The organism is Ferrimonas balearica (assembly GCF_019802085.1).
Taxonomy (GTDB): domain Bacteria; phylum Pseudomonadota; class Gammaproteobacteria; order Enterobacterales; family Shewanellaceae; genus Ferrimonas; species Ferrimonas balearica_B.
This window is the reverse complement of sequence record NZ_JAHVHV010000006.1, coordinates 114782-136709: the sequence shown is the minus strand read 5'-3', so window position 1 is coordinate 136709 and position 21928 is coordinate 114782. Positions and strand designations below refer to the sequence as shown.

The window sequence follows — 21928 nt, the reverse complement described above, 5'->3', positions numbered from 1 at the left end:
CCCTGACTCTAGGCCGATGGGGGGCGGAAAACAAGCGGCGGCCCGGGGGCCGCCGCATTTTATGCACTTCAGTGCTGGATCAGCTGCTGCTGCACGTTGGGCGGCACCACCTCGTAGCGGCTGAAGGCCATGGAGAGTTGCCCCTCACCGCCGGTCATCGCCTTGAGGCGGGTGGCGTAGTCGTCCAGGGCCGCCAACGGCGCCTCGGCGTTGATGTCCACCTGACGATTGGCCAGGGCCTGGGTGCCGCACACCATGGCGCGGTGGGCGCTGAGATCCCCGGTGATGTCCCCCATCTTCTCCTGGGGCACCTGGACGTGCATGTCGACGATGGGCTCGAGGATCACCGGCTGGGCTTCCATCACCGCCTCCAGGAACGCCTTCTTACCGGCGGTCAAAAAGGCGATCTCCTTGGAGTCCACCGGGTGGTGTTTGCCGTCCAGCACCACCACGCGGATGTCCTGCATCGGGAAGCCGGCCAGCACCCCTTCGTTCATCGCCTCCTTCACCCCCTTCTCCACGGCGGGGATGAACTGGCTGGGGATGGCGCCCCCGACCACCTTGGAAGCGAACTGGAAGCCGCTGCCCCGGGGCAGGGGTTCCACCATCAGGTGCACCTCGCCAAACTGGCCGGCGCCACCGGTCTGCTTCTTGTGACGGTAGCGGGCTTCCGCCTGGCCATTGATGGTTTCCCGGTAGGCCACCGAGGGGCGCTGGGTGTCCATGTCCAGGTTGAACACCTGCTGGGCTTTCTCCAGGGCGATCTGCACGTGCAGATCCCCCAGCCCCTGCAGCACGGTTTCGTTCTCCGCCCCGGCGTGGGTGACTTGCAAGCTGGGATCTTCGGCCACCAGCTTGTGCAGCACCTCCGCCAGTTTCTGCTCGTCGCCGCGGCGCTTGGGCCGCACCGCCAGGCCGAACAGCGGCTGGGGCAGATCCAGGGCCACCATGTGGAAGTTGTCCTCCTCATGGTTGTCGTGAAGGATGGCGTTCACCTCCAGACCGTCGATCTTGGCCAGGGCACAGATGTCCCCCGGGCCCGCTTCGGCCACTTCGATCTGCTCCCGACCCTGCAGTTTCAGCAGGTGGGTGACCTTGATGGGCTTGCGGTCCGCGCCGATAAACAGCTTCTGGCCATTGCGGACGGTGCCCTGGTGCACCCGGAAGACGCCGAGGCGCCCCACGAAGGGATCGATGTTGAGCCGGAACACGTGGGCCAGCAGGTGATCTTCCGCCGACAGGGAGAGCTCAACGGGCTCGGCCTTGTCATCCCAGCCGTTGACGAACTGCGGGGGATTGGCTTCCAGCGGATTGGGCATCACCTGGGCCAGCACGTCCAGCAGGTGGGCGATGCCGATGTCCTGCTCGGCGCTGGCAAAGCACACCGGCACCAGTTCACCCTGGCGCAGGGCCTGTTCCAGGGGGGCGTGCAGCTGCTCGGGGGTGATGGACTCATCCTGCTCCAGGTAGAGCTCCATCAGCGCTTCATCCTGCTCCACCACGGTGTCGATCAGTTCATCATGGCAGCTTTGGGCGTCGCCGAACCGGGTGGGGGTGTCGTAATCGGGTTTGAAGTAGCAGTCGACCACGTCGCTGCAGTCGGCATTGGGCAGGTTCAGGGGCAGACAGCCATGGCCAAACTGGGTCTGGATCTGCTCCAGCACCTCCTCCAGGGCGTCGCCGTTGCCGTCCATGTGGTTGATGACGATCAGCATCGACTTACCCTGGCGCCGGGCCTCTTCGAAGGCGCGCTGGGCCACAGGTTCGATGCCGCGGCCGGCATTGAGCACCAGGATCACCCCTTCCACCGCCGGCAGCACCAGCTGGGCACGGCCGAAGAAATCGGGCAGTCCGGGGGTGTCGATGAGGTTGATGTGAGTCTGTTGGTGGTCGAGGGAGAGGAAGGATGCTTCTAGACTGTGGTGGTGCGCTTTTTCCTGCGGGGTGAAATCGGCATGGTTAGTGCCGTTGTCGACCCTGCCGCGCGAGCTGATGGCCCTAGCGCCATACAGCAGGGCTTCCAGTAGACTGGATTTGCCGCTGCCGGTGTGGCCCAGTAGAGCCGCATTCCTTATCTGTTCGGTGCGATACTCGGGCATGTCTGCCTCCTGTTGTCCTAAATCCATCAGGTGCACCCTTGACTATAGGGGGGCCGAGACGGCTAGGATTTGACCGGGATCAGCTTAATCACTGATCCTTGGGATCCCCTGGGATCCTGGGTCCCTTTCGCAGGCTTTTGGGGAGGGTGATCATCAGCATAGACCGCGCAGCCCATTGCGGGCAGGGAGAGGGTATGAACGACGGCTACTTTGCCACTGAAACGCTGGCCTTTTTAACCCAGTTGGAGGCCAACAACACCCGGGACTGGTTCAACGACAACAAGGCGCGGTATGAAGAGCAGGTCCGCGGGCCGGCACTGGACGTCATTGCCAGCTTTGCCCCCCGGCTGGCGGAGTTTGCCCCGCGGTTTCGCGCCGATGCGCGCAAGGTGGGCGGTTCGCTGATGCGGCCCTACCGCGACACCCGCTTCTCCAAGAACAAAGCCCCCATCAAGCTCAACGTCGGCATCCAGTTTCGTCACGACCTGGGCAAGGACGTGCACGCCCCGGGCTACTACCTGCACGTACAACCCGGTAACTGCTTTCTCGGAGTGGGCAGCTGGCACCCGGAGCCCAAGGCCCTGGCGGGGATCCGCGAGGCGATCGACGCCTCCCCCATTCGCTGGCTGGCGGCCCGGGACGACGGTGAATTTTGCAGCCGGTTTTCCCTGTCCGGAGACAGCCTGGTGCGGCCCCCCAAGGGCTACGACAAGGACAACCCCATGCTGGAGGACCTCAAGCGCAAGGACTTCATCGCCGTGATGAACCTGAGGGATGATCAGGTGCTGGGGGAGAGCCTGCTGGATCGGATGGAGGAGGCCTACCAGGCGGCGGATCCCTTTATGCGTTTCCTCTGCCAGGCGATGAAGGTGCCGTTCTGACCGGCCCCTATACTCATGAGGTCAACACAGGGAGGAAGGATGATGAAAAGAATATTGATGGTGCCGCTGCTGGCGGTGGGAGTAGTGCTGACCGGATGCGGGGGCGAGGCCCCCACCGAGCCCCCTTCGGCGGCGGCCGAGATGGCCACCCTGACCGGCCAGGTGAGCTACCGGGAGCGCATTCTGCTTAAGCCCGGCACCATGATGACGGTCACCCTGGAGGACATCTCCAAGATGGATGTGGCCGCCGAGCCGGTGAGCAGCCTGAGCTTCGAGGTGCAGGGGCCGCCCCCCTTCCCCTTCGCGCTGCAATACGACCCGACCCGCATCCAGGAGCGTCACCGCTATGGCCTGCGGGTGCGCATCGAGGAGGGCAGCGCCCTGAAGTTCATCAACGACAGCCACATCGATCCCTTCGCCAACGAGGGGGAGATGGCCATCCAGGTGCGGGCCGCCGGCCAGTAGGCCAACGGACAAAGAAAAACGCCCGCGATTCGCGGGCGTTTTTGGCTTACCACATCAGGTCATCGGGGATCTGGAACTCGGCGTAGGGATCGTCCTCGTCCGGCTGATTCTCCGGCTTGTCGTTCAGCATCACGATCGCCTTGTCGTCCCGCTGGGCCACCTTCTCGGCCACCGCGGCAGCGACCAGGTGGTACTGGTCGTCCAGCCGGGCGATGGCCAACTGACCATTGACCAGCCCTTGCTGCAACGCCGGGGTCACCAGGATCTTGGTGATCTTGCCGTTGTCGGAGAAGTTGTAGGCCACCTCGCCGCCGGCGCGGGGCTGTGAGTTGACGGTGATCAGCTGGCGGATCTGGGCCTGCAGCGCCTTTTGCTCGGCCTCGGCCTTACGCTCGGCATTGAGCTGGCGATCCCGCTCGGCCTGTTCGGCCCGTTTCTGGGCGGCGTCCGCCTTGGCTTCGTTCACCACCTTCTTGCCGGACTTCAGCGCCCGGTGCTTGGCCTTGTTGGCCTTCTTGGCGTCGTGCTTGGAAACAAGCCCGGCCTTGAGCAGTTGGTCTTGCAGAGACATGGGATGACCTCGTAATTAGGAGCAAAGCGCGTTAGGCGAACCCTCTCAAAGCGCGCCGTTAAAGTCCAGTTGGCGCCAGGCCTCGTAGTTGACGATGGAGACGGCGTTGGCCAGGTTCAGCGAGCGGGCCTCGGCTCTCATGGGGATGCGGATCCGCTGCTCGGTGGGGATCGCCTCGCGCACCTCGACGGGCAGGCCGCGGCTTTCCGGACCGAACAGCAGCACGTCCCCGGGTTGGTAGCGCGGTTCGGTGTGAGGGCGGCTGCCCTTGGTGGTCAGGGCGAAGATGCGGCGGCCCGCCATGGCCTCGAGGAAGGCCGGGTAGTCGGGGTAGCGGGTCACCGTGGTCAGCTCGGCGTAGTCGAGCCCGGCCCGACGCAGCCGCTTCTCGTCCATGTCGAAGCCCAGCGGCTCGATCAGGTGCAGACGACAGCCGGTGTTGGCGCACAGGCGAATGATGGCGCCGGTGTTGGGCGCGATCTCGGGCTCGTAGAGGGCAATTTCAAACATATCGGGGTTCCTGACGCTGAAGCGCTCCTTTTACTCCGGCGCTGCGCCAAAGGCAAGCGTCCGGGCTGGGGATGGGGTAGGCTGAAAGCTTGGAAGGTCAATCGACAAGGTGCCATGTTTCCCACTCCTCCCTCCCCCCTGGTGTCCGTAACCTGGCTGGCCGAACGGCTGGGCCAGGAGGGGCTGAGCGTCCTGGACGCCAGCTGGTTTCTGCCCGGCGACGGCCGGGATGCCCGGGCCCAGTGGCACCAGTGTCGGATCCCCGGTGCCGGGTTCTTTGATTTCGATGGGGCCCTGGCGGACCCTCACAGCACCCTGCCCCACATGCTGCCGCCCTCGACCCAGTTTGAGCGGGAGGTGGGCCAGCTTGGGGTGACGTCAGAGGACACTCTGGTGGTGTACGACAGCCTGGGGGTCTTCTCCGCTCCGCGGGCCTGGTGGATGTTCCGGGCCATGGGGCATCGTCGGGTGGCGGTGCTCGATGGCGGCCTCCCGGCCTGGCTGGCCGCCGGTCATACCACCGCCAGCGGGGCGCCAACCCCGGTGGAACCCACCGCCTACCGGGCCCAGCCGGACCCTTCCAGGGGCATTGATGCCCCAGCGTTGGCCCAGGCCCTGTCGCAGCCCCAGGTGCGGGTGTTCGATGCCCGCAGTCCGGGCCGCTTCCTGGCCCAGGAGCCGGAGCCCAGACCTGGGGTGCGGGGTGGGCACATGCCCGGGGCGGTGAACCTGCCCTTCGGTGAGCTGCTGGAGGCGGGGCACTTCAAAGAGGCGGCGGAACTGGAGGCGATCTTCGCCCGCTTTGCCGAACCCGAGATGACCCACCTGTTCAGCTGCGGCAGCGGCGTCACCGCCTGCATCCTGGCGCTGGCGGCGGAGCTGGCGGGACGCCGGCAGTGGCGGGTGTACGACGGCTCCTGGGCGGAGTGGGGGGCGGATCCGAATCTGCCGCTGGCTTAGGCCAACGGCAGGGTGATGGTCATGGTCAGCCCGTGGGGGGCGCGATTGTTGGCCTGAACCCGACCCTGGTGCGCTTCGACGGCGCCCTGGGTGATGGCCAGTCCCAGCCCCCAGCCGCCGCTGTCCCGATCCCGCGCTTCCGCCACCCGGTAGAAGGGCTTGAAGATGGTTTCCAGCTCGGTTTCCGGGACACCGGGCCCATCGTCGCTGATGCGGATCAGCACCTCACCGGGAAGCCGGGCGATCTCCAGGCTGACGTGGCCCCGGGCGTAACGCAGGGCATTGCGCAGCAGGTTCTCCACCGCCCGCTGCAGCAGATTTTCGATGCCCCTGAAGGGCAACTGATCCGGCATATTGACCGTCAGCTGCTTCTCCATCTGCTCCGCTTCGAAGCGGGCGTCCTCGATGACGTCGCCCAGGGCCTGCACCAGGTCCAGCCGGTGCTTGCGCTCGGTGATCTGCATGTTGAGGCGGGACAGGGCCAGAAGCTCTCGGATCATGGCGTCCAGCTGGTCCGCCTCCCGGCCGATGCGCTGCAGCTCTGCCGTGTCCTCTCCCTTCTTGCGGGCCAGGGCCAGGGCCAGTTGCAGCCGGGTCAGGGGGGTGCGCAGCTCGTGGGAGATCCCCGACAGCAGTCTCTGCTGCCCCTTCACCATGGTGGAGACCGAGTCCGCCATGCGGTTGAAACTGGACGCCAGCTGGCCCAGTTCATCCCGCCGTCCCAGGGTGTCCCCCTCAACCCGGGCGTCCAGGTCCCCTTTGGCCAGAGCGCCGGCGGTGTCCTTGAGGTGGCGCAGGGGCTTGCCCAGGTGCCAGGCCAGCAGGCCGAACACCAGGCCGGAGAAGGCCACCGCCACCAGCAGGAAGGCCAGCGGATGAGCCATCAGGTAGAACAGCCAGGGGCGCTGATGAGGGGCGCGGATCTTGCCAATCAGGTAGTGGGTCTCGCCATTCAGTTGCACCGGTTTGGGGCCAAACACCACCTCGTTGGGGAAGCGAAAGCGCATCGGCTCATCGTAGCTGTCCAGCTCCAGCAGGAAGTGGCGCACCTCCCGGGGCATGCGGCGATCCGCCCGGTGGGTGGGACGGCCGTCCTTGTCCACCAGGTAGAAGTTCATGCGAAACTCCCGGCCCCGCTCGTCCTGGTAGTGACGCAGACGGTGGGACAGGTGTTTCCACTCGTTGGGGGGCGTCATGGTCATCCGCTCGGCGGTGCGGTTGAGCACCTGGGCCAGGCGCGGATCCAGGGGCTCTCGGTCCGACTGCTTCTGCATGTGCGGCAGGCCGATAACCAGCCCCAGGACCAAAGATGAGGTGATCCAGAATGCCAGAAGAAGCTTGAAAAACAGATGGTTAGGCAGTTTCACGGTCAATCCAGCCAGATGTAGCCCTTGCCACGCACCGTCTTGACCCGGGGCCGGCCATCGACCCGCTCCGGCAGTTTGCGGCGCAGGTTGGACAGGTGCATGTCGAGGCTGCGATCAAAGGGCATCAGTTTCTTGCCCAGCACTGTCTCCGACAGCTGCTCCTTGCTGGCCAGTTCCCCGGGGGTCTGGACCAACTCATGCAGCAGGGTGAACTCGGTGGCAGTCAGGGGCAGCAGGGTGTCGCCGACCCAGGCTTCCTGGCGGCGGGGGTAGAGGGTGATGTCGCCGCTGACCAGTTCGTCCTGGCCGGCGCTGCCGCTCTCTTTGTCCTTGGTGCGGCGCAAGATGGCGCGGATCCGGGCGATGAGCTCCCGGTCGTTGAAGGGCTTGGGCAGGTAGTCGTCGGCGCCGATCTCCAGCCCCACCACCCGGTCGATGTCGTCGCCCCGGGCCGTCAGCATCAACACCGGCACTTCGCTCTTCTGCCGCAACTGGCGCAGCAGATCGAATCCGTTGAGTCCCGGCAGCATCACGTCCAGCAGCACCAGATCATGCTGGCCGCTTTGCGCCGCCGTCAGGCCGCTGGGACCATCCTGGCAGATGGTCAGCTCGAAGCCTTCCAGCTCCAGCAGTTGGCCCAGCAGTTCGCACAGACCCTGGTCGTCTTCCACCAGTAAGATCCGATTCATGACTCACCCTCTTATCGATTCAGGCCAAGCCTAACCCATGGCCGGCCGGCGCCCAAGCGACCTTTACACTGTTTTACCCGACCTAAACCCTGTTTGACATTGACCTTGGTACGCTTTGCACCGTGGTATTGACGACGAGGACACACACCATGAAAACCGCTGCCAAACTCCTGCTGGTCACCGCCCTGGCCTCCACTTCTGTTGCCGTGATGGCTTACCCGGGCAAAGGGGGCCACGGTGAGGGCCACCACGCCAAACACGGTGAACACCGCGGCCACCACGGTGGCGAAGTGCGCAAGATGCTGCGCGGCCTGGATCTGACCGACGAGCAGAAAGCCCAGGTCAAGGCGCTGATCAAGCAGGCCCACGAGTCCAAGGGGGAGAAGCCCCAGCGGGATCTGACCCAGGTTGAGGCCCAGATGGCCGCCCGCCAGGCGCTGATGACCAGCCCGACCTTTGATGAAGCCGCCGCCCGTGCCCTGATCGCCGAGCGTCAGGCCAAGCAGACCGAGCGTGAGCTGGCGCGGCTGAAGCTGCAACACGAAATCATTCAGCTGCTTACTGACGAGCAAAAAGCCAAGCTGGCGGAAAAAGCGGACAAGCGTATCGAGCGTTTCCGGGCCCACCACGGCCAGTGAAATGGTAAACTGGGCGGCACTGAATCGATGAATCGGACCCTTCATGTCGCCCACCCAACCTGAACAGTACGCCTTCTGGATCCGGGTGGCCACCCGCGCCTCGGTGGCCACCGCCTCCATCCTGATCCTGGCCAAGCTGATCGCCTGGTTCTACTCCGGCTCCGCCAGTCTGCTGGCCTCCCTCACCGACTCCATGATGGACGCCATGGCCTCCCTGGTGAACTTCTACGCGCTGAGGGTGGCCCTGCTGCCGGCGGATCAGCACCACCGCTTCGGTCACGGCAAAGCCGAACCTTTGGCCACCCTAGTGCAGTCCGGCTTTATCCTTGGCTCCGCCATGCTGCTGCTGTTCCATGGCGCCGACCGCATCCTCAACCCCGCCCCGGTTCAACACTCGATGATCGGCATCGGCGTGACCCTGTTCGCCATCGTCGCCACCTTGGTGCTGCTGGCGATCCAGAAGCGGGCCATCGCCGTCACCGGCTCAACCGCCGTGGCCGCCGACGCCCTGCACTACCGTTCGGACTTGCTGCTCAATGGTGCCGTGCTGGTGGCGCTGGCGCTGGCCAGCCAGGGGCTGTTGTGGGCCGACGGGGTGTTCGCGGTGATCATCGCCCTCTACATTGGCTACGGCGCCTGGGGCCTGGGCCAGGAGGCGGTACAGCTGCTGCTGGACCGGGAAGCGGAGCCGGAGGTTCGGGAGCAGGTGGAGGCGCTGGTGCTGGAGGACCCGTCGGTACGGGGGCTGCACGATCTGCGCACCCGTCGCTCCGGCCACACCCTCTGTGTGCAGATGCACCTGGAGCTGGACGGCAACCTGCCGCTGCGCGACGCCCATACGCTGGCCGACGCGGTGGAGGAGCGAATACGCAGTGCCTTCCCCGGCAGTGACGTCATCGTCCACCAGGACCCGGTTTAAATCCCCACAACAGCGCGCCATTTCGGCGCGCTGTTGTTATTCGTCCATATTGAGCTCTTTGAGCTTGCGGGTCAGGGTGTTACGCCCCCAACCCAGCAGCCGTGCGGCCTCCTGTTTGTGGCCCCGGGTGTGGCTCAGGGCGCTGGTGAGCAGGGTGCGCTCGAAGGCCGGCTGGGCGTCCTGCAGCAGGTTGGTTTCCCCCTCTGCCAGGGCCCGGTTGGCCCAGCTGGCCAACAGCGAGGTCCAGTCGCCGTTGGGGGTCGCGTCGCCCACGGTGGGCGCGCCCCCCAGGGCCCCTTTGAGCTCCGGCGGCAGATCGTCCGCCAGGATCTCCTGACCCGAGGCCATCACCGTCATCCAGCGACAGGCGTTCTCCAGCTGGCGGACGTTCCCGGGCCAGGGCAGGGCACACAGGCGGCGCTCCGCCTCCAGGCTGAGGCGCTTGGCCTCCACCCCCAGCTCCTGGGCGGCGGCCGCCAGGAAGTGGCGGGTCAGGGCCGGGATGTCCTCGGCCCGCTCCTTGAGCGGCGGCAGCTGGACACGGATGACGTTGAGGCGGTGGAAGAGATCCTCCCGGAACTGCCCCTCGGCCACCCGGGTCTCCAGGTCCTGGTGGGTGGCGGCGACGATGCGCACGTCCACCTTAATGGCGCTGTGGCCCCCCACCCGATAGAACTGACCGTCCGCCAGCACCCGCAGCAGGCGAGTCTGCACATCCAGCGGCATGTCGCCGATCTCATCCAGAAACAGGGTGCCTCCGTTGGCCTGCTCGAAGCGGCCCTGTCGCACCCCGGCGGCGCCGGTGAAGGCCCCCTTCTCGTGGCCGAACAGCTCCGACTCGATGAGATCCTTGGGGATGGCGGCCATATTGAGCGCCACAAAGGGGGCGCTGGCCCGGGGGCTGTGCTTGTGCAGGGCGTGGGCCACCAGCTCCTTACCGGTGCCGGACTGGCCGTTGATCAGCACGCTGATGGAGGAGCGGGCGAGGCGGCCGATGGCGCGAAACACCTCCTGCATCGCCGGGGCCTCGCCGATGATCCCCGGCACCGCCTCCGCCTTGGTGCTGGGCTGAGGGGTGCGGGCGGCAGCGTGCTCCAGGGCCCGGCGCACCAGGGCCACCGCCTCGTCGATGTCGAAGGGCTTGGGCAGGTACTCGAAGGCGCCGGACTGGTAGGCGCCCACCGCGGAGTCCAGATCCGAGTGGGCGGTCATGATGATCACCGGCAGATCTGGGTAGTGCTGCTTGATTCGCTCCAGCAGGGTGAGCCCATCGGTGCCGGGCATGCGGATGTCGGAGACGATCACTTGGGGTTGGCCGCCCTCGAGGGCCTGCCACAGCGACTCGGCACTGGCGAAGCTGGCGTTGGAGAGCCCCTCCCGCTTGAAGGCGCGCTCCAGCACCCATCGAATGGAGCTGTCGTCATCGAGGATCCAGACTTGTTCGCTCATTGTGCCTCCTTGGACAACGTCATCGGCAAAAGCAGGGTGAATTCGGTGTGGCCGGGCCAGCTTTCCAGCTCGATCCGGCCCTGATGCTGACTGACGATCTTCTGGGCGATGGAGAGGCCCAGCCCGCTGCCGTCGGCCTTGTTGGTCACCATGGGGTAGAACAGGGTGTCTTTGATGGCTGGGTCGATGCCCGGGCCGTCGTCGATGATGCTGACGGCCACCACCTGGCGGTGGCGGCGACCGGCGATGGTGGTCTGGCCCTGGCTGCGGGTGCGCAGCACGATGCGGCCCTGCCCCTCCATCGCCTGCACGGCGTTGCGCAGGATGTTGAGCAGGGCCTGTTGCAGCTGCTCATCGTCCATCAGGAAATCGGGGATCGAGGGGTCGTAGTCGCGCTCGAACACCAGCTGGCCGGCGCTCTCCATCTCGCACAGCCGGGCCACCTGCTCCAGCAGGCGGTGGACGTTGCTCTCGGCCCAGGTGCCGGGATGCTGGGGGCCCAGCAGGCGGTCCACTAGGCTGCGCAGCCGGTCCGACTGCTCGATGATGATGCCGGTGAACTCCTTGAGCTCGGGATCCGTCAGCTCCCGCTCCAGCAGCTGGGCCGCCCCGCGCAGGCCCCCCAGGGGGTTTTTGATCTCATGGGCCAAGCCCCGCACCAGCAACTGGGCGGCGTGCTGCTGGGCGTAGTGCTGCAGCTCCTGGCTGATCCGCTGCTGGTGATCCACCACCCGGGCTTCCACCAGGGTGCGCTGGGCTTCCAGCGGGGTAAAGATGAGATCCACCGTGTGGTGCTGCCCCTCCAGGGTCACCAGGGAGATGGCGTAGAGGGTTTGGCCCTGCTCTTGGTTCAGGGTCTGACGCAGCAGGCCGATGTCGGTGGCCAGCTGGCTGTAGAGCTGGGAGACCGGGCAGCCGATCAGCCGCCGGTGGCCCAGCCCCAGCAGCTGTTCCGTGGCCAGGTTGGCGTAGGCCACCTGAAACTGGGGATCCAGCACCAGTACGGCGGTGGAAAGGTGATGGAGAAACTCGGGATCCTTATGGAGATCCATGGTGGTGCGGCCCTCATTGCCCTGGCGTTGTGCACCACCTTAGCACTGCACCAAATTGGTGCATAGCCTTGCCGCTCAGGAACCCCCATCGGACCGGGGTTGCGGCCGCAATGGCGGGATCAGGCGGGAGTGGCGGTGCAGGAATACCGTCCTTTTCCCACTTGATGCAAGGACTTTGCCGTTTTCGTCAATCACCCGGGCCTGAAGGCTGTGTTCGCCCCGATCCAGGTTGTCCAGGGCAAAGGATCCGGCCCCGCCAACGGTGCGCACCACCTCGCCGTCGAGCAACAGCTCGATGCGGTGATCGGGCAACAGCTCGGGCTCCAGGCTGATGCTGAGGTTGAGCTGACCGTTGTTGTCCCGCACCGTGGCCTCGGAGTCGGGCTCGATCAGCTTGATGCGGTAGCTGGGGGCCTCCAGCACCTCCGGTGGCGGCGTGTTGGTGATGGGGCGGGGAGAGACCAGTTCGATGGTGGTGGCCTTGCTGGTGTCCACTTCGATGGGTTCGGCCCCCTCCCGGGGTTTGTCGGAATAGTGCACCTGGCCCTTGTCGTCCGTCCATTTGTAGATGGCGGCGGACGCCGGGGTGGCCAGGGCCATCACCAGGGCTGCCAGAAGCAGTGGGCGTTCCATGTCGCGCTCCTTGTCGATATGACTCTGTCCGAGTGTAGATGGATGAAAGAAAAAAGCCCATCCGTTTGGATGGGCTTTTAGTGCTCTTAGTTATTGTTTTTTTTAAAGGTACAGAGCGTGCTTCACTTCCAGTGAACCGGTTGCGTCCTTAGACGCTGTAGTACATCTCAAACTCCACCGGGTGGGTGGTCATGTCCAGACGCTCCACTTCACCGCGCTTCAGATCGATGTAGGAGTCGATGAAGTCGTCGGAGAACACGCCACCGGCGGTCAGGAAGGCGCGGTCGGCGTCCAGGTTGTCCAGGGCCTCGGCCAGGCTGGCGGCTACGGTCGGGATCTCGGCCGCTTCTTCCGCTGGCAGGTCGTACAGGTCCTTGTCCATGGCGTCACCAGGGTGGATCTTGTTCTGGATGCCGTCCAGGCCGGCCATCAGCATGGCGGAGAAGGCCAGGTAGGGGTTGGCGGTCGGATCCGGGAAGCGCACCTCGATGCGGCGACCTTTCGGGCTCGGTACCACCGGGATACGGATGGACGCGGAGCGGTTACGGGCGGAGTAGGCCAGCATGACCGGGGCTTCGAAGCCGGGCACCAGACGCTTGTAGGAGTTGGTGGAGGCGTTGGCGAAGGCGTTGATGGCGCGGGCGTGCTTGATGATGCCGCCGATGTAGTACAGCGCGGTCTCGGACAGGCCGCCGTACTTGTCGCCGGCGAACAGGTTGACGCCGTCTTTGCTCAGGCTCTGGTGGCAGTGCATGCCGGAACCGTTGTCACCAACCACCGGCTTGGGCATGAAGGTGGCGGACTTCTCGTAGGCGTGGGCCACGTTGTGGATCACGTACTTCAGCACCTGCAGTTCGTCGGCTTTCTCGACGATGCTGTTGAAGCGGGTGGCGATCTCGTTCTGACCGGCGGTGGCCACTTCGTGGTGGTGGGCTTCAACCACCTGACCCATCTCTTCCAGAACCAGACACATGGCAGAACGGATATCCTGGGCGGAATCCACCGGGGATACCGGGAAGTAGCCGCCTTTCACGCCGGGACGGTGGCCCTTGTTGCCGCCTTCGTACTCCTTGTCGGAGTTCCAGGAGGCCTCTTCGGCGTCAATCTTGTACATGGAACCGGACATGTCGGTCTTGTACTTCACGTCGTCGAACAGGAAGAACTCCGGCTCGGGACCGAAGAAGCAGTCGTCAGCGATGCCGGTGGACTGCATGTAGGCCTTGGCGCGCTTGGCGATGGAGCGCGGATCGCGGTCGTAGCCTTCCATGGTGGCCGGCTCGATGATGTCGCAACGCACGTTCAGGGTGATCTCGTCGGTGAAGGGGCAGAGCACCGCGGTGGCCGGGTCCGGCATCAGGATCATGTCGGACTCGTTGATGCCTTTCCAACCCTGGATGGAGGAACCATCGAACATCTTGCCCTCTTCGAAGAAGTCGGCGTCGATCTGGCTAACGGGAATGGACACGTGCTGCTCTTTACCCTTGGTGTCGGTAAAGCGCAGGTCGACGAATTTCACTTCGTTCTCTTCAATCAGCTTCAGTACGTTTTCGATGGACATCCCTAAACCTCCAGTGGCAAATGATGGGCTCTGACCAAGCTGGCCAGCATAAAGCGAACAGCGTGCCAAAATGGCAAAGTACTGTTTTTTAAGGAAAGTGGTGCGAGGAGCAGTGAAAAGGCGTGCTGGGATGCACCATTGTGGTGCGCCTGCTGCCCCAGAGTGGGGCGTGATCGACAATGGGGCGGTGCAGCGAGTCGAGGGTGGGTCATGGGCGACCGGTGATCAGCACAATCCTTGGGCGATGAGCCAGTCTACCACCATCCCCAGGCGGGGCGTCACGATGAATTCATCGGTATTTGTCGCAGTTTTATACGCTATCCATTACACTTGCCGCCCAGAATTTACCCCGCGAAGGGGTTGTACCTTACCCGAACCTCGTGCAGGTCCGGGTTTTTCCGTTGCCCCTTTGCCTGGAGAGACCACTTTGAGCATCGAAAATTTGCGTAACGTGGCGATCATCGCCCACGTTGACCACGGCAAGACCACCCTGGTGGATAAACTTCTCGGTCAGTCCGGCACCTTCGACGATCGCGTTGATCTGGACGAGCGTGTCATGGACTCCAACGACATCGAGAAAGAGCGGGGCATCACCATCCTGGCGAAGAACACCGCCATCAAGTGGAACGACTACCGCATCAACATCGTGGACACCCCCGGGCACGCCGACTTCGGTGGCGAGGTAGAGCGGGTGATGTCCATGGTGGACTCCGTGCTGCTGCTGGTGGACGCGCAGGAAGGCCCGATGCCGCAGACCCGCTTCGTGACCCAGAAGGCTTTTGCCCTGGGCCTGAAGCCCATCGTGGTGATCAACAAGATTGACAAGCCGGGCGCCCGTCCGGACTGGGTGATGGATCAGGTGTTTGACCTGTTCGACAACCTGGGTGCCACCGACGAACAGCTGGACTTCAAAGTGGTCTACGCCTCCGCCCTGAACGGTTGGGCCTCCAACGAGGAGGACGTTCAGAAGGAGGACATGACCGATCTGTTCCAGACCATCGTCGACGAAGTGGCGGCCCCGGACGCGGATCCGGAAGGCCCCTTCCAGATGCAGATCTCCCAGCTGGACTACAACTCCTATGTGGGCGTGATCGGCGTGGGCCGCATTGCCCGCGGTAAAGTAAAGGTGGGCCAGCAGGTCACCATCGAGTGCGCCAACGGCAACGTGCGCAACGCCAAGGTGGGTAAGGTGATGGGCTACATGGGCCTGGAGCGCCACGATGTGGACGAGGCGCAAGCCGGTGACATCATCGCCATCTCCGGCCTGGGTGAGCTGAAAATCTCCGACACCGTCTGCTGCCCCCACGAAGTGGAAGCGCTGCCGGCCCTGTCCGTGGACGAGCCCACCGTGACCATGACCTTCCAGGTGAACACCTCCCCGTTCTCCGGCCAGGAAGGCAAGTACGTGACCTCTCGCAATATCCTCGAGCGTCTGCAGAAAGAGCTGGTGCACAACGTGGCCCTGCGGGTGGAAGAGACCGACGATCCGGACAAGTTCAAGGTGTCCGGTCGCGGTGAACTGCACCTGGGGATCCTGATCGAGAACATGCGCCGCGAAGGCTTCGAGCTGGCGGTATCCCGCCCCGAGGTGATCATGCGTGACATCGACGGCGAGCTGCAGGAGCCCTACGAGACGGTCACCGTGGACGTCGAAGAGGAGCACCAGGGTGCGATCATGGAGAAGCTGGGCCTGCGTAAGGCGGAGCTGACCGACATGGCCCCGGACGGCAAAGGCCGCATCCGCATGGACTTCATCATGCCCTCCCGTGGCCTGATCGGCTTCCAGACCGAGTTCATGACCCTGACCTCCGGTACCGGCCTCATCTACCACACCTTCTACGAGTACGGCCCCCACAAGGGCGGTGAGATCGGCCAGCGCATCAACGGCGTGCTGATCGCCAACGCCACCGGTAAGGCACTGACCAACGCCCTGTTCAACCTGCAGGAGCGCGGTCGTCTGATGGTCGGCCACGGCACCGAGGTGTACGAAGGGATGATCATCGGCATCCACAGCCGGGACAACGACCTGACCGTGAACGCCCTGAAGGGCAAGCAGCTGACCAACGTCCGTGCCTCCGGCACCGACGACGCCCAGGTGCTGACCCCGCCGATCAAGATGACCCTGGAGCAGGCGCTGGAGTTCATCGACGACGACGAGCTGGTGGAAGTGACCCCGGAGAACATCCGGGTGCGCAAGAAGCTGCTGACCGAGTCCGATCGTAAGCGCTACTCCCGCGAGAAGAAAAAGGGCTAAGCCCTGAGACCCTTCCAATGAAAACGGCACCCCCAGGGGTGCCGTTTTTTGTGCTGGGCCGGGGCTTGAGGTCAGGGCGACAGCCGCAGTCGATACCAGTACAGGCCCCAGATCAGCAGTACCGAAGCGTGCAGCCCCCAGGCGAGGGTGGCGCTGAACTGGGTGCCCTGCAGGGCAACCTGGAACGCCTCGGGGGCCAACGGCGCCAGGTCGCCACAGGGCGCGCTCTGGCCGGCCAAGCAGGCCTGGTCCGCCGGTTGGGTCCAGGCGTTCAGCAGCACCGGCACCCCGGTGAAGGTGCCGGTGGCCCCTCCCAGGGCGACGGCGTAGGTGGCGCGGGGGGCGTAATTGCCCAGCCAGTGCAGGGCATAGTAGAGCGGGCAGGCCAGAAGACTGAGGCCGGTGTAGAGCTGGGCGCTGCGGTGGGTGAAGGTCTCCAGGGCGCTGGGCAGGACCAACAACAGGGCGAAGTAGATCACCACCCAGGTGCCGATGAAATCAAAACGATTTTGGCTGGCCCGGCCTACGGCGGTCGGGATCACCACCTTATAGCGGTTGAAGTTCATGATGCCCTGGTGAACCGGGAGCGCCTCGTGCCCTCGCGGCTCGAACGGCTTACTGGTCCAGGGTCTGGATAAACTTGTCCGACTCGGCGATGGCCCGGTTCATCTCGGCGATCACCCGTTCCACCTCCTGCTCCAGCACGCCAAACTCCTTGCCCACGGCGCCGATGGCCCGGGCATTGAGGTTGTGCTTGAGGTACAGCTCGTTGTCCTTGAGCCGCTTAAGCACCGGCGCCATCTTGGCCTCGGCCTGGCGCATCGCCTTGAGCATGGCGTCGTAACGGCGACGGGTGTCCCGCAGTTGGGCCTCGCTCTCCCGGCGCAGGTTGGCGGACTGGTACTGGCCCAGCTCCTCCTCCCACTCGTCGAACATCGCCGAGGCCACGTCCGCCACGTCGTCGATGCGGCTGCTTACCTCGGCGGCGGCGTCGGCGGAGTCCTCGTACTCCCCCTTAACCCGGTCGTACACCGTCTCCAGATCACCGCCATCGAAGTCGATCAGCGTTTTCATCTGCTCCAGGGCGGAGCTGAACTGCTCCTGGGCCTCCTGCTGGCTCTCCTGGGCATCCTCCACCCGGTCCACCAGGATCTCTCGCTTGTGGTACCCCACCTGTTCGGCGGCGGCGTAGTAGGCGCTTTGACACCCGGTGAGCATCAGGGCGAGGGACAAGATTAAGATGCGCATGAGAGCTCCTTTAGCCGCGGTAGCGCGCGGCATCGACGATGCACCAGATGTGCAGAGGAATGGCGATGATGAAGGGCACCACCAGCACCGCCGCCATGGCGTAAAAGCCGCCAACAAAGACAAAAAACAGCAGTGCCGCCAGGATCCGACCCTGCACCAGCTGACCCAGGCCGGCGATAAAGAAACTGCAGATGGCGGCGATGACGTTGCCTGCCGAACCTTGTTGCGCCATGACTCCTCCTGTATGGGCATAGATAGGCAATAATGCGAAGGACAACAACAAGTAAATGTTGCCTTATTGTTGTATGCTGCCGCCATAGTGATCGAATTGGAAGTGCCCAATGAAAGGGATCTCCGCCCTGGCCGAACGGCTGTCTCGGCTCTCCTGGCGACAGCTGTTGGCCTTCTTCCCCTACCTGTGGCGTCGCGTGGGCGAAAACGGCCTGCAGGTGACCGCCGGCCACCTGGCCTACGTCTCCCTGCTCTCCCTGGTGCCCATGATGGCCGTGGTGCTCTCGGTGTTCTCCGCCTTTCCCGGTTTTGCCGGGGTGCGGGCGGATCTCGAGGCGTTCGTCTACAACAACTTTGTGCCGACGGCGGGGGACACCGTCCAGCAGTACCTGGGGCAGTTTGTCGACAACGCCTCCAGGATGACCGCCGTGGGGGTGCTCTTCCTGGCGGTGGTGGCGCTGATGCTGATCTCCAACATCGACAAGGCGCTCAACCGGATCTGGAAGGTGCAGACCAGGCGCCGGGCGATCTACTCCTTCTCCATGTACTGGATGATCCTCACCCTGGGCCCAATGCTGATGGGCGCCAGCCTGGCCGTCACCTCCTACCTGGTGTCGATGAAGTTGTTCTCCGACGCCGGACTCAGCGGCGCCTACGCGTTTTTCATTGCCCGGCTGCCCTTTTTGCTCTCGGTCAGCGCCTTTGCCCTACTCTACATGATGGTGCCCAACACCCGGGTCCGCTTCCATCACGCGCTGCTGGGGGCCTTTGTGGCGGCGCTGTTGTTCGAAGCGGGCAAGCGGGGTTTTGCCTGGTACGTGACCCAGTTCCCCTCCTATGAGGCGATCTACGGGGCCCTGGCCACCATCCCGATCTTGTTCCTCTGGGTCTATCTGTCCTGGATCATCGTGCTGCTGGGGGCCGAGGTCACGGCGGCACTGCCGGAATATTTTCATCTCGACGACGACACGGATAAGGAGTCCACATGAAGCGCATTTTCGTTCTGCTGCTGAGCCTGGGATTGCTGGGCGGTTGCGCCAGCCTGGGTGAGCAAGGCACGGTCCTGGATCTGACCGGCAACACCAACGATCAGGCCACCGACGCCCTGGTCACCGCCCTCAGCGGCGAGAAGTACACGGTGAAACGGGCCAGCGCCCACAGCCTGATGGTGGAGTACGACAACGGCCACTTTATGATGCAGCCGAAGATGAACACCGAGGGGCTGGACCGCATCGTCATCACCAAATACTACGTGCTGCACCCGGACCTGGCCCAGACCCCGGAGCTGTTGCTGATCATCGGCCAGCTGAACCAGGGGATGGATTTTGCCAAGTTCGTGCTGATCAACGAGGGCACCGCCGTGGAGGTGCGCGGCGCCGCCACCTTCGTCGACCGCATCAGCCTGCAGGAGCTGACCGCCTTTATGGACTGGACCAACGCCGGCCTGAACGCCCTGCGCCAGCAGTTCCCCCAGGCCACCCCCGCCGCCAAAGAGGTGCGCTTCACCCGCTAGGGACGGGCTTGCAGTTTGCCAACGGGCCGGCGATGATCGGCCCGTTTTTTTGTCTCTTTTTTGGGGAGTGCGCAATCGATGATCGCGTTGATTCAGCGGGTCAGCCAGGCCCGGGTCGAGGTGGCCGGGGAAACCGTGGGGGCGATCCCGAGGGGCTTGCTGGTGCTGTTGGGGGTGGAGCGGGACGACGACGAGGCCAGCCTGCGTCGCCTGGCCGACAAGGTGATGAAGTACCGGGTGTTCTCCGACGAGGCGGACAAGATGAACCTCAATGTCCAGCAGGCGGGAGGCCAGCTGCTGGTGGTCAGTCAGTTCACCCTGGCGGCGGACACCAACAAGGGGCTGCGCCCCAGCTTCTCCAGCGCGGCGCATCCGACCGAGGCGGAGCGGCTCTACGAGGCCTTTGTGGCCTACTGTCGCGCCCAGGGGATGACGGTCGAAACCGGCGCCTTTGGCGCCGACATGCAAGTGTCGCTGACCAACGACGGCCCGGTGACCTTCTCCCTGCGCACCTGAATCAGGCGCCGGCGCCGCGGCCGATCGCCTCCAAAAGGGCGTGGGGGTCGAACTTGGTCAGCCCCTCGTCTGCCCCCGCCTGCTGGGAGATCCGCTCGCAGATGGCGGGGTTCAGGGAGCTGTGGAGGATCACGTAGGCCGGATCCAGGTCCTGGTTGGCCCGCACCGACAGGGCCAGCTGGTAACCGTCCAGCTCAGGCATCTCGATGTCCGACACCAGGATCTGCACCGGCTCTTGACGCTCCGCTTCCCGTTTGAGGATGCTCAGCGCCGCCTTGCCGTTGGGGGCGCTCAGGTAATCGATGCCGTGCTGCTCCAGCACCCGGGCCATCTGGCGCCGGGCGAAGCGGGAGTCGTCACAGATGAGGATCTTCTGCGCTCGAATGCGCGCCAGGCTGGCGGCATCCAGCTCCGGCATCGCTGTGCCGGCTCCGGGGTTCAGTTCACCGATGATCCGCTCCAGGTCCAGCAGCTGCACCAGGCGATCCTGACCGTCGCGGAACACCCCGGTGCTCAGGGCCTGACGCGCCAGCCGGGCAGGAATGGCGGTGATGTCACCGCTGTCGCACACCTGGATCGCCTCGATGGTGCCCACCAGCAACCCGTAGCGGGTACCCTGGATCTCGCACACCACCACGCTTTGCGGCGGCTCTCCCTGCAGGCCGATGGCCCGGTTCAGATCCACCACCGCCAGGGTTTCTCCCCGCAGGGTCAGGGTGCCGGCCACCGCCGGATGGCTGCCGGGCAGCTGGCTGAACTGACTGACGGAGACGATCTCCTGCACCTTAAGGGTGGAGAAGGCGTACATCTGGTTGTGGGCCAGGGAGAACACCAGGTACTCCTGGCGTGAACTGTGTTTCTGATTCATAAGGGAATTTCGACTCCAGAACCGATAGGTTACAGTGCCAGCCCCGGCGAGGAATTGTCCAGTGGTCGGCTCGGTTTTGCGGCGGGGATCCGCTATTCTGCGGCCGACAGAAGGAACTATGCCCATGACCCAGCCCATCGACCCCCTGGCCCGGCTGACCCAGCTGTGGCATCAGACCATCCCCATCGCCGCCCAGATGGGGATCCGCGCCCTCGACTACGACGGTGACACCCTGGTGACCGGCGCGGACTTCGAGGCCAATCGCAACCTGCACGGCACCATGTTTGCGGGCAGCATCTACAGCCACGCCACCCTGACCGGTTGGGGCCGGATCTGGCTGGCGTTGGAGGAGGCGGGGCTTCAGGGCGACATTGTGCTGGGGGAGGGGCGGATCCGCTACCGCCGGCCGGTCACCGGTCACCCCCAGTGCCGTTGCTCGCTGCAGGCGGTCGACGTCAGCCCCCTGCAACAGGGGCGCAACCTCAAGATCCCCCTGCAGGTGACCCTGGGCGACGCCGCCCGGTTCGAGGGACAGTTCGTGGTGATGCCTCAAAGGTAAAAGAACCGGCCAATGGGCCGGTTTTTTGCTGGAGGGATGTCACGCTCACTCGTTGAGGGCGGCCTTAAAACGGCGCAGCAGGGATTTGATCTTGCGGGCGTTGTCGGGGCCCATGCGGATCATCAGCTTCTGTGCGTCGGTCAGGTTCTCAATGCTGGGATCGGCGAACTGGTAGTTCACGCTGTGGCTGACCAGCTCCAAAGGCGCATCGTATTCCGGGGCGGCCAGCAACTCGTCGATGCCGTCGACGATGGAGCCGCGGAACTGACCGGCGCCGTAACCCAGCTCCTGGAAGGCCTGCTCCAGCAGGGGCTCGGCCAGCATAAAGTGATCCCGCAACTGGGTTTCGTCCAGCCGGTAGAGGAACTCGGCGTACTGATCGAAGCGGCGGTAGCCTTCCGGATCCAGGTAGAGTTTGCCGTTGAGTTCCAGCGCCTTGAAGTCGTCCGACAGGGGGGTGAAGGGGCCCTGTTGGCGCATCACCTCACCCCCGGCCAGGTTGTCGACAAACACCACGAAGCGGCGGATCAGGTTGTTGTCCTCCACCGCCTGGCCAAACTGCATGCCGTCACTGATGGCGTTGAGCTGCTCCTTGGCAAACTCGTCACTGTCGTTGAGATTGGGGAGCGGATCCGGCTCCGGCACCTCGGGCTGCGGCGTGGGGGTGGGCTCCGGCTGGGGCGGGAGCTCCGGCTCCGGTACCGGTTCCGGCACCGGCTCGGCGGGCAGCGGTTGGGCCGGCAGCGTGGGCTCCTCCTGGGGCAGGGAGGGGATGGGCTCGGACGGCGCCGGGGGCTGGGCGTCGCGCAGGAAGAAATACCAGGCCCCGCCACAGGCCAGGATGACCAGGATCACCAGCACCATGGCCATCTGATTTGCGCTGCTGCGCTTCGCTTCGTCATCTTGATACATCGTAAGATCCTATCTCCCTGATTACAGATACCATTT

The 21928-nt window shown here is 64.5% G+C and carries 24 protein-coding genes; 10 read left to right on the top strand and 14 right to left on the bottom strand.

The annotated features are described in order from the left end of the window. Positions 1-68 precede the first annotated feature (68 nt). Positions 69-2126: an elongation factor G gene (fusA, locus tag KUV81_RS18690; protein ID WP_315900105.1), complete on the bottom strand. Its 2058-nt coding sequence runs from the start codon at positions 2124-2126 to the stop codon at positions 69-71. Positions 2127-2293: 167 nt separating this feature from the next. On the opposite strand from fusA, the gene KUV81_RS18685 reads away from it, so the two are divergent. Together KUV81_RS18685 and KUV81_RS18680 are read left to right on the top strand one after the other, a co-directional pair. Continuing rightward, a complete protein-coding gene (locus KUV81_RS18685; RefSeq protein WP_222545414.1) occupies positions 2294-2980 on the top strand; it encodes a DUF2461 domain-containing protein in 687 nt (228 codons plus the stop codon). A gap of 42 nt (positions 2981-3022) precedes the next feature. Further along, positions 3023-3445: a YbaY family lipoprotein gene (locus KUV81_RS18680; protein ID WP_222545413.1), complete on the top strand. Its 423-nt coding sequence runs from the start codon at positions 3023-3025 to the stop codon at positions 3443-3445. Between the two features lie 46 nt (positions 3446-3491). Here the strand turns inward: KUV81_RS18680 and KUV81_RS18675 are convergent, their stop codons facing one another. Next, a complete protein-coding gene (locus KUV81_RS18675) occupies positions 3492-4016 on the bottom strand; it encodes a DUF2058 domain-containing protein (protein ID WP_222545412.1) in 525 nt (174 codons plus the stop codon). A 45-nt stretch (positions 4017-4061) separates the two neighbouring features. Then, complete coding sequence (locus KUV81_RS18670; RefSeq protein WP_222545411.1) at positions 4062-4526, bottom strand: tRNA (cytidine(34)-2'-O)-methyltransferase; 465 nt, start codon at positions 4524-4526, stop codon at positions 4062-4064. Positions 4527-4640: 114 nt separating this feature from the next. On the opposite strand from KUV81_RS18670, the gene KUV81_RS18665 reads away from it, so the two are divergent. After that, the gene (locus tag KUV81_RS18665) at positions 4641-5486 is read left to right on the top strand and encodes a sulfurtransferase (protein WP_222545410.1); all 846 of its coding nucleotides are present in this window, start codon (positions 4641-4643) and stop codon (positions 5484-5486) included. Here the strand turns inward: KUV81_RS18665 and KUV81_RS18660 are convergent. After that, positions 5483-6853 carry an ATP-binding protein gene (locus KUV81_RS18660; RefSeq protein WP_315900104.1) on the bottom strand — a complete coding sequence of 457 codons (1371 nt, stop codon included), beginning with the start codon at positions 6851-6853 and terminating at the stop codon, positions 5483-5485. The genes KUV81_RS18665 and KUV81_RS18660 overlap by 4 nt on opposite strands. A 2-nt stretch (positions 6854-6855) precedes the next feature. Next, positions 6856-7542, bottom strand: coding sequence for a response regulator (locus KUV81_RS18655; protein WP_222545409.1), 687 nt, complete (start codon positions 7540-7542; stop codon positions 6856-6858). Positions 7543-7691: 149 nt separating this feature from the next. On the opposite strand from KUV81_RS18655, the gene KUV81_RS18650 reads away from it, so the two are divergent. Together KUV81_RS18650 and KUV81_RS18645 are read left to right on the top strand one after the other, a co-directional pair. Then, positions 7692-8180, top strand: a complete 489-nt coding sequence (locus KUV81_RS18650) for a Spy/CpxP family protein refolding chaperone (RefSeq protein ID WP_222545408.1) — start codon at positions 7692-7694, stop codon at positions 8178-8180. A gap of 43 nt (positions 8181-8223) precedes the next feature. After that, a complete protein-coding gene (locus KUV81_RS18645; RefSeq protein WP_222545407.1) occupies positions 8224-9099 on the top strand; it encodes a cation diffusion facilitator family transporter in 876 nt (291 codons plus the stop codon). A gap of 36 nt (positions 9100-9135) precedes the next feature. On the opposite strand, the gene glnG is transcribed toward KUV81_RS18645, so the two are convergent. The 4 genes from glnG to glnA form a co-directional block, all read right to left on the bottom strand. After that, complete coding sequence (gene glnG, locus KUV81_RS18640) at positions 9136-10548, bottom strand: nitrogen regulation protein NR(I) (protein WP_222545406.1); 1413 nt, start codon at positions 10546-10548, stop codon at positions 9136-9138. Continuing rightward, positions 10545-11600, bottom strand: coding sequence for a nitrogen regulation protein NR(II) (gene glnL, locus KUV81_RS18635; protein WP_222545405.1), 1056 nt, complete (start codon positions 11598-11600; stop codon positions 10545-10547). The genes glnG and glnL overlap by 4 nt, the downstream gene beginning before the upstream one ends. A gap of 75 nt (positions 11601-11675) precedes the next feature. Beyond that, positions 11676-12233: a DUF4124 domain-containing protein gene (locus tag KUV81_RS18630; RefSeq protein ID WP_222545404.1), complete on the bottom strand. Its 558-nt coding sequence runs from the start codon at positions 12231-12233 to the stop codon at positions 11676-11678. A 148-nt stretch (positions 12234-12381) separates the two neighbouring features. After that, positions 12382-13791: a glutamate--ammonia ligase gene (gene glnA / locus KUV81_RS18625; protein ID WP_222545403.1), complete on the bottom strand. Its 1410-nt coding sequence runs from the start codon at positions 13789-13791 to the stop codon at positions 12382-12384. Between the two features lie 427 nt (positions 13792-14218). Between glnA and typA the strand changes: the two genes are divergently transcribed. After that, positions 14219-16045, top strand: coding sequence for a translational GTPase TypA (typA, locus tag KUV81_RS18620; RefSeq protein ID WP_222545402.1), 1827 nt, complete (start codon positions 14219-14221; stop codon positions 16043-16045). A gap of 71 nt (positions 16046-16116) precedes the next feature. On the opposite strand, the gene KUV81_RS18615 is transcribed toward typA, so the two are convergent. The 3 genes from KUV81_RS18615 to KUV81_RS18605 are packed head-to-tail and all read right to left on the bottom strand — an operon-like array spanning position 16117 to position 17525. Beyond that, a complete protein-coding gene (locus KUV81_RS18615) occupies positions 16117-16611 on the bottom strand; it encodes a hypothetical protein (RefSeq protein ID WP_222545401.1) in 495 nt (164 codons plus the stop codon). A gap of 49 nt (positions 16612-16660) precedes the next feature. Beyond that, positions 16661-17293, bottom strand: coding sequence for a DUF2959 domain-containing protein (locus tag KUV81_RS18610; protein ID WP_222545400.1), 633 nt, complete (start codon positions 17291-17293; stop codon positions 16661-16663). 10 nt (positions 17294-17303) lie between these two features. Beyond that, on the bottom strand, positions 17304-17525 hold the full coding sequence (locus KUV81_RS18605; protein WP_222545399.1) for a hypothetical protein: 222 nt from the start codon (positions 17523-17525) through the stop codon (positions 17304-17306). A 109-nt stretch (positions 17526-17634) separates the two neighbouring features. Between KUV81_RS18605 and KUV81_RS18600 the strand changes: the two genes are divergently transcribed. The 3 genes from KUV81_RS18600 to dtd all read left to right on the top strand — a co-directional run bounded on the left by KUV81_RS18600 (position 17635) and on the right by dtd (position 19553). Next, positions 17635-18513, top strand: a complete 879-nt coding sequence (locus KUV81_RS18600; protein ID WP_222545398.1) for a virulence factor BrkB family protein — start codon at positions 17635-17637, stop codon at positions 18511-18513. Beyond that, positions 18510-19037: a hypothetical protein gene (locus KUV81_RS18595; protein WP_222545397.1), complete on the top strand. Its 528-nt coding sequence runs from the start codon at positions 18510-18512 to the stop codon at positions 19035-19037. Before KUV81_RS18600 ends, KUV81_RS18595 begins: the two co-directional genes overlap by 4 nt. A 78-nt stretch (positions 19038-19115) precedes the next feature. Next, complete coding sequence (gene dtd, locus KUV81_RS18590; RefSeq protein WP_222545396.1) at positions 19116-19553, top strand: D-aminoacyl-tRNA deacylase; 438 nt, start codon at positions 19116-19118, stop codon at positions 19551-19553. A gap of 1 nt (position 19554) precedes the next feature. On the opposite strand, the gene KUV81_RS18585 is transcribed toward dtd, so the two are convergent. Then, positions 19555-20421 carry a chemotaxis protein gene (locus tag KUV81_RS18585; protein ID WP_222545395.1) on the bottom strand — a complete coding sequence of 289 codons (867 nt, stop codon included), beginning with the start codon at positions 20419-20421 and terminating at the stop codon, positions 19555-19557. A gap of 124 nt (positions 20422-20545) precedes the next feature. Here KUV81_RS18585 and KUV81_RS18580 point away from each other — a divergent pair, with 124 nt between their 5' ends. After that, positions 20546-20980, top strand: coding sequence for a YiiD C-terminal domain-containing protein (locus KUV81_RS18580; protein ID WP_222545394.1), 435 nt, complete (start codon positions 20546-20548; stop codon positions 20978-20980). 45 nt (positions 20981-21025) lie between these two features. Here KUV81_RS18580 and KUV81_RS18575 read toward each other — a convergent pair whose 3' ends face one another. Further along, positions 21026-21892: a DUF3014 domain-containing protein gene (locus tag KUV81_RS18575; RefSeq protein WP_222545393.1), complete on the bottom strand. Its 867-nt coding sequence runs from the start codon at positions 21890-21892 to the stop codon at positions 21026-21028. Positions 21893-21928 lie beyond the last annotated feature (36 nt).